This window comes from Halobacillus sp. (assembly GCF_049282395.1).
GTDB lineage: Bacteria > Bacillota > Bacilli > Bacillales > Halobacillaceae > Halobacillus.
The window spans coordinates 1-6,533 of record NZ_JBAPTY010000022.1 but is presented as its reverse complement, the minus strand read 5'-3'; the positions used below and the strand labels follow the sequence as shown (position 1 = coordinate 6,533).

Sequence of the window (6,533 nt, the reverse complement as noted above, 5' to 3'; positions counted from 1 at the left end):
AAACGACGAGACTCCCGCGGGAGAAGGAGCTAGGCGAGACCCCACAAGGAGTGTTAACGACTGAGGAGGCTTGCCAGTTCCCCCGCAGGAAAGCGAGTTGTTTCCGCAGACATCCCTCCTCTATATTAAGTAAAGGGCCAAAGATATCTCGAAACTGAGTCTTCAACTATCCGTCCCTATTGTTGAATAAGTCTCTTACTTCATAGAGACTCTAGGAAATTCCATCCAGCTGATTAAAAAGAGCGCTTTTCCATTTAGGAAAAGCGCTCTTTATTTACTCCGCCTTCGTTACGGCATCAATCTTTTTCTGTCCCCAGGGGGCCAGGATGACTTCCACGATCAGATCCTCCCTGTTTTGTTCATATTGCTGACCTGTACCTTCCTCAATAAAATAACGATCCAAACCAATATCCACCATATACACGCCTCTTTGAGGATCATGCCAGTCGAGACGGGCAGGAAAGACGACCTCCTTCCCGCTCACCTCAGGTTTTTCAGCAGAAGCCTCCACAAGTGTATGAAGATCATTTTCACCACGTTCGAGCAGCAAATAAACTTTTTCTCCCGACCCTATATCAGCAGAAACATTCCATTTATCCGCAGGAACCATTTCCACCTCATATGATAATGTTACAAAGTCACCATAAAAAGGATCTCTCGGGTCTACAGGGGCGGTTTTTAAGCGTATGGATTCTCCCCATATGTCCATAGTATAGTAAGACATCGACATCAATATAAGAAACAGAGCCTGAAGGCAGACAATGACATAAAACCAAATGCGCTTCATGGCGTTACCTCCCCTTTGCTCACTTGTCTTCGTTTCCTTTCAAGGAAGAAGCTTAAGGCAAACAGCAGGATTCCACCAATAAAAAAGAAAAGAGAGCGGTTCATGAAGTCCCAGGCAAGCTGGAAATAAGCTATAAAGGTCGTAGCCAGAAGTGCAGCTGTCCCTTTGTTTACCCAGCGTGCTACACTCTGCTGATAGCCTGAAGTGAGCCATAGCAAGGAATAGACAAACAAGATACCGAGCGACAACCCATCAGCGAAATCAAATCGGAAGACCGGCAAAAATAATAACAAATCAATCCAATAGTAATTCGTTGAACTCATCGCAGACCGGACCACAGCTCCTACGAAAAAGACGGCCCATACAATAAAGAAATAGAAAGAGGATTCTGTCTGGACTTCTACAAAACCTTCTCCAAGAAAGAAGACTTGAAAAACTAAAATCAAAAAGACTGAAATGACACTGAACGTTTTGAGCACGCGCAGCTTTCCTTTTCCAGCGGCTGCATCATCGAATAAATAAAGAAAGAGGATCAGATTAATGAGCCAGTAATAAGGATAACCACTGCTAAGAACGAAGACGAGACTTTGAATCAAATAACCCGCTCCGAACCAGACCGAATAATCCGTCCGCTGACCGCGCGCCGTAAACCACCCTAGACCAAGGATGAAGAGTAATCCAGTCCAGATGTGAAAATCACCAAAAGTGACACCACTGTACACCTGCCCCACCGTAGTTAGAATAGCTGCAGCTATAAAGAAAGGTGTTTCTTTACATAGGAGAAACAAGCTGAATGCGGCAATGGACCAAATAAAGAATGGCAGGGCACTAAATGAAGTAAAATGATACATTTGGCCCGTCAAAAAGATCCCTGCTCCAAATATCATAAGAGCAATGAGCATTAGACTTTCCCCTAAGCGCTTGGAGTGCTTCTTGTAAGTTTGCTCACCCGCAACATAGAAGGCTAGTAAACTTCCAATAATAATCGCCATTCGAAAGATATCCGAGATCACCGACCAATTAGAAGCGATAAACGTTAGAAATCCGAGGCCTATGAAGATGGCGGCAAAGGTCAGCAGCAGAGGTTTGTGCTGCCGGGCCGGGTAGCGCTCCAGCAACTGCTCCCTTTGATCTTCCGATATAATTCGTTCCTCTACCCATTCCTTGCTTTCTTTGATGAGCTCTTCACGTTTCATGGTGAGTCCTCCTCTTTTTAAGAAGCAGCTGTCTGTTTACGTTTTAATGGTTGTCTCTTCCCATAAGTTAATGTTCTCCACAGCCATTCAAGCGGCCCATAACGGTATCTCTTGAGCCATGCTCTACTTGCGAAGATCTGCAACGTGTAAACCACCACCACAATCATTACGCTCATAATAGGCGGTACCTGGCCGTATATACCAAACCCAACCGAATAAAAAAGAACAAAGCATACAAGCGATTGAAGAATATAATTGGATAACGACATTCTTCCAATCCACGTCAATGGATGCAAAAACCTTGCCCCTGATTTTGTCCGGAACAATAACGTTACCGACAACACGTAAAATACGGCTGAGGCGGTTCCGCCTACGCTGTCCTGCATAATCCCAACCCATTCCGGATTACCATAGAGATAAGGACCTGCTTTAAAAATGAGAAACAGGACGCCTGTCATAGCCCACACTTTTTTTATACTCCCCAAATGAGCAGCCGGTTCGTGTAGCCAGCGCTTACGGCACACATATAAACCAAATAAAAACATGGGAAGCAGGCTGAGTGCTAAAAATGGCAGATTAGCAACATGGTTGGCATACAACCAGTCAGAGGCATTCTGTTGCCATATTTCGGTTAGACTCCCTGTGCCGTAGTTAGCTATAGCTTCATTAATCGATCCCTGTTCAACAATCCCCTGCAGCCGTCCGCGAATCGAGTAGAGGGCAAAAGTCATTGGCAGGACAAGAAGCGCTAGCATAAAATAAGCCATGTACAAAAGCCCGGTTTTCGTTAGATGGAAAAAAGCAAATAAAGTAAGTCCGAGTACTCCATAAGAAAGCAGAATGTCTCCATGCCAGATTAAAAAGGCGTGGATCAAGCCAAAGCCAATTAAAACTACCAATCGTTTAAATATGATTGGGCGGTAATCAAGATTCTTCTCATCCAGCCGATCCTTCATCATCTGCATGCCAAATCCAAACATAAAAGAAAATAATGTATAAAAACTTGCTTGAAAAAAGATATCAATGATCGCCTGCACGGTATGACTCAGTGATGAATCCCAGGCTTGAGCGGCTCCCCCGTATAAGAAATAGGGAGCGTTAAACGCTGGTACATTCACCATGAAGATGCCTAAAATCGCAAGCCCGCGTACAGCATCAATCCAGTTTAATCTTTCTGATTCTCCTAATGGCGACGCCTTCGAATTCATGTTTATTCCCCCTGTTAGCTTTATTTTACTTTTATTCTGTTATTTAGACAATTGCGTTTCATAAAATAAAGAAAGGAGTTTTTAAATGCCGGCAAAAGTAGGAGCCGTAAATGTGACGTCCTTATCCAGTTCCAGTATATTCAACATTGGCGACGTGTATAATATGGCCCCACAAGCCTGGGTAAAAACATTTGCTGGCGGCGGGTCATTCAACACAGGGAGTGGAATAAATATTGATATTAACAACTCCAACACCTATGTCAATGACCAGGAGATGATTGACCAATCCTTAATTAACGATTCCTAGGAGGATGCTTCATGAACATTACCGTCCACCAGTCCATCTGCATTCATGTACTGCGTATCGGCACCGTGGCTAATTCTTCCATTGTTCAAATTGGCAGCTCAGGAGTTATTCAAGCCAAAGCTGACCTATATAATACAGGAGCTTTTCAATCCGCTGCGCCGGCTGCCACGCCGGCAGAAGGCACCGTAGACATTCCGGAAGCCGAAGGTCCTTCTCTCGTTCCACTTTCCATATCATAGTCTTGTATATTGTGCATAAAGTTAAACAGGGGGTGATCTCATTTGAACAACAATTACCAATCATGGCAGTCTTGGGTTCAGCAGGTTATGAAGCACATGGAAAACCAGCAGCAGCTGATCAATCAATTGACGCAGAAAATCGAACAGCTTCAAATGAATGAGAGCCCTAAGACCGTCATTGAAAAAATAGAGTATCATTTTGACCAGTTGAAGATCGATACGTTGGAAGGAACTTTGCAAATTGGACTAACTCCGAATGGAAGCGATGCGGCAGATATCGGTGACTTTTATGCAAACCAGGGTCAAATGACTTCTCAGCAGGATCCCGTCCTTCACCAATTGCAAAAATACATGAACACAGACATTCCCCAGTGGATGAATCAATATACCCGCGATCATGAAATTCCGGTAACGGATCACCATAAGGAGCAGATTATTGCCGATGTAAGAAAGCAGCTCTCTCAGAGGATAGAACACTATAAGAACCAGAATCCGGACTTGGATGATGCCGGGCTTGTTAATCAGGTGCAACATGAAATCAGACATTCCATAGCTCAATATTTTGATTCTTTCCAAGGAGATGGTACCTCATGAATCACATCGTTCATAACTATGGTCTCCATGTCGGACACATTCGCGTAACGGCGGTCTCTTCTTCCGCCGTATTCCTGATCGGAGACAATAAAACGATTCGTTTACAATCTTATTTCGATACACCGCCGGAATCCTTGATCATTGGTCCCTATGTTCCAATAGATACCACCGGGGAAACTGTAGTCATTGGTGATGATGAAAATGTATAACCGCATGGTGTACGTTGATGGAATTGACATTACCTCTGCATTGATCGCCTCTAATATTTCTATTGGGGATGTGCACCGGGCGTCTCCCTGGTCCAAAGTGCTGGCTGTCCAAAAAGAAGGAGCAGAATTTATTTCAAATTCGCTCAACTTTGAAGATTTTCCAATTTTCTCTCTACATCCCACCAGACCTTTACCTCCTATTACCGTTCCTTCCTTCCATTACCAAAACCAGGCCATCTATGTAAATGATATCCATGTTATCGGGGTTTCCACGGCTGGAATTGTGCAAGTAGGAGGCATTGAACACATTGATTCCCTTTCTAGAACAAAGCATTTCCGAGTCTTGAGAGACGAACAATAGGTCACTGTTTCGCATAGGTTGTAACTATATCGTCGAATCGAACTAATTATAAGAAGGAGGCGATCATGAATGCCGGCCATAGTCGGTCCCATCAGTATAAATAGTGTCGGCGGCGGGGTCGTAAACTTCGGGGATTCCTTCTATCTATCACCTAAGAGTACTTCAAAGACAAACGCGGGTTCAGGTGCCCTCAACACAGGAAACTGGATTGTCTGCAACAACGGTATCAGTTCTACGAATCCTTTTGATCCTGATGTTAACGACCAGAATGTTACCGCTAATGCTTAAGCTGCTTTATTTTGAGTTAAACTAATAGTGTATAAACGGATAGAAGAAGCTCAAAGTATTTTATAACTTTGAGCTTCTTACATAGAATGAGTCCATTTCCTTATTTTTGAAGGTTTTAGGAAGGATGACCCGGGGAATTAACCATGAAAGCGCAAGATGGAGGTTATGAAGATGAAGGAATGCACACTGAGCAATAGAATTCATTGCAGAACCGAATATTCTGCTTTAAAAAAAGTGCTGGTTGCAAAACCATCCTTTATGAAAATATCGACTGTTATTAATGAAACACAAAAGCATTATGAAGATGTCAATATTGATATCCAGCGTGCGCTTGACCAACACGACACCTTTGTCCATGTGCTGAAGGAGCATGGTGTTGAAGTGGTTGAACTTTCTGCTCACCCTGAATTACACGAGCAGGTCTTTACGAGAGACATTGCCTTTGTCATTCATGATCAACTCTTCGTGGCTTCAATGAATGAAGAAGTGCGGCTTGAAGAAACTTCGCTGTTGAAAGAGTGGCTTTATGAAAATTCGATTCCTTTCCACGAACCGTTTCTTTCTTCCATCGAGGGAGGGGACGTATTAATTGACGGAAAGACTATTTGGATTGGAATAAGCGGGCGTACTTCTCTTGAGTCTATAGAAACGTTACGAGAACAACTCCCTTCCTATACGATTGAATCGCTGGACCTTGAGGATGATATTCTTCATCTTGATTGTGTATTTAATATTATTAGTGATCATACAGCTCTCGTTTATCCTCCTTCTTTTACTGATAGTGGATTGGATAAGCTTCAGTCCCGATTCAATTTGATTCCGGTAACTCGGGAGGAGCAATTCCATATGGGGCCGAATGTTCTTTCCATTGATGAAGGAATACTCATTAGTCTTCCTCAGAACCAACGATTGAACGATGAGCTGCATTCAAAGGGTTTCCAAATCATTCCCATTGATTTCTCTGAAATTATAAAATCAGGCGGATCCTTCCGCTGCTGCACGCTTCCACTACTGCGATCATCTGATCACAAGTTAGACAACCCGTAACTAAATCTACAGATTGTTTCAATTATATACCCAAAAAACTACATGGTAATTCTTAAAGAAAAGCTCCCATTACTTGAAGACTCAGTTTCGAGACATTTGTTGAGCGGAAGGTCCTGCGGGGGACGATTTCGCTTTCCGCGGGCATGTGCTGGGCCTCCTCAAGCTAAAGCTTTCCGGGGTCTCACCGATCATGTTTACCCCGCAGGAGTCTACATCGTCCCCCTCCGGACCTGGCCTTAATAAGAAACTCGAAACCCACAAAAAATACCTACTAAAATTAGCTGGAGAGCAAAAAAA

General features: G+C 43.5%; 10 protein-coding genes. 7 read left to right on the top strand and 3 right to left on the bottom strand.

Features of this window, described 5'->3' with window-relative positions; translation table 11 throughout:
* Positions 1-274 precede the first annotated feature (274 nt).
* From WAM07_RS01065 to WAM07_RS01055, 3 genes are read right to left on the bottom strand one after another with little or no spacing between them, the layout of a single operon-like run.
* The gene (locus WAM07_RS01065) at positions 275-787 is read right to left on the bottom strand and encodes a GDYXXLXY domain-containing protein (RefSeq protein WP_422164036.1); all 513 of its coding nucleotides are present in this window, start codon (positions 785-787) and stop codon (positions 275-277) included.
* Positions 784-1,983, bottom strand: a complete 1,200-nt coding sequence (locus WAM07_RS01060; RefSeq protein WP_422164034.1) for a DUF2157 domain-containing protein — start codon at positions 1,981-1,983, stop codon at positions 784-786. Before WAM07_RS01060 ends, WAM07_RS01065 begins: the two co-directional genes overlap by 4 nt.
* A gap of 17 nt (positions 1,984-2,000) precedes the next feature.
* Positions 2,001-3,191 carry a DUF418 domain-containing protein gene (locus WAM07_RS01055; RefSeq protein WP_422164032.1) on the bottom strand — a complete coding sequence of 397 codons (1,191 nt, stop codon included), beginning with the start codon at positions 3,189-3,191 and terminating at the stop codon, positions 2,001-2,003.
* A gap of 85 nt (positions 3,192-3,276) precedes the next feature.
* Here WAM07_RS01055 and WAM07_RS01050 point away from each other — a divergent pair, with 85 nt between their 5' ends.
* From WAM07_RS01050 to WAM07_RS01020, 7 genes are all read left to right on the top strand, one after another.
* Positions 3,277-3,498, top strand: coding sequence for a spore germination protein (locus WAM07_RS01050; RefSeq protein WP_014642514.1), 222 nt, complete (start codon positions 3,277-3,279; stop codon positions 3,496-3,498).
* A gap of 11 nt (positions 3,499-3,509) precedes the next feature.
* On the top strand, positions 3,510-3,737 hold the full coding sequence (locus tag WAM07_RS01045) for a spore germination protein GerPB (RefSeq protein ID WP_014642513.1): 228 nt from the start codon (positions 3,510-3,512) through the stop codon (positions 3,735-3,737).
* Positions 3,738-3,779: 42 nt separating this feature from the next.
* Positions 3,780-4,331: a spore germination protein GerPC gene (gene gerPC / locus WAM07_RS01040; RefSeq protein WP_422164029.1), complete on the top strand. Its 552-nt coding sequence runs from the start codon at positions 3,780-3,782 to the stop codon at positions 4,329-4,331.
* Positions 4,328-4,540: a spore gernimation protein GerPD gene (locus tag WAM07_RS01035; protein WP_422164027.1), complete on the top strand. Its 213-nt coding sequence runs from the start codon at positions 4,328-4,330 to the stop codon at positions 4,538-4,540. Before gerPC ends, WAM07_RS01035 begins: the two co-directional genes overlap by 4 nt.
* Positions 4,533-4,901, top strand: coding sequence for a spore germination protein GerPE (locus tag WAM07_RS01030; protein WP_422164025.1), 369 nt, complete (start codon positions 4,533-4,535; stop codon positions 4,899-4,901). Before WAM07_RS01035 ends, WAM07_RS01030 begins: the two co-directional genes overlap by 8 nt.
* A gap of 69 nt (positions 4,902-4,970) precedes the next feature.
* Positions 4,971-5,189: a spore germination protein gene (locus tag WAM07_RS01025; RefSeq protein ID WP_014642510.1), complete on the top strand. Its 219-nt coding sequence runs from the start codon at positions 4,971-4,973 to the stop codon at positions 5,187-5,189.
* A 171-nt stretch (positions 5,190-5,360) separates the two neighbouring features.
* Positions 5,361-6,236 (top strand): dimethylarginine dimethylaminohydrolase family protein, encoded by an 876-nt coding sequence (locus tag WAM07_RS01020; RefSeq protein ID WP_422164023.1) that lies wholly within the window; start codon positions 5,361-5,363, stop codon positions 6,234-6,236.
* The last annotated feature ends 297 nt before the right edge of the window (positions 6,237-6,533 follow it).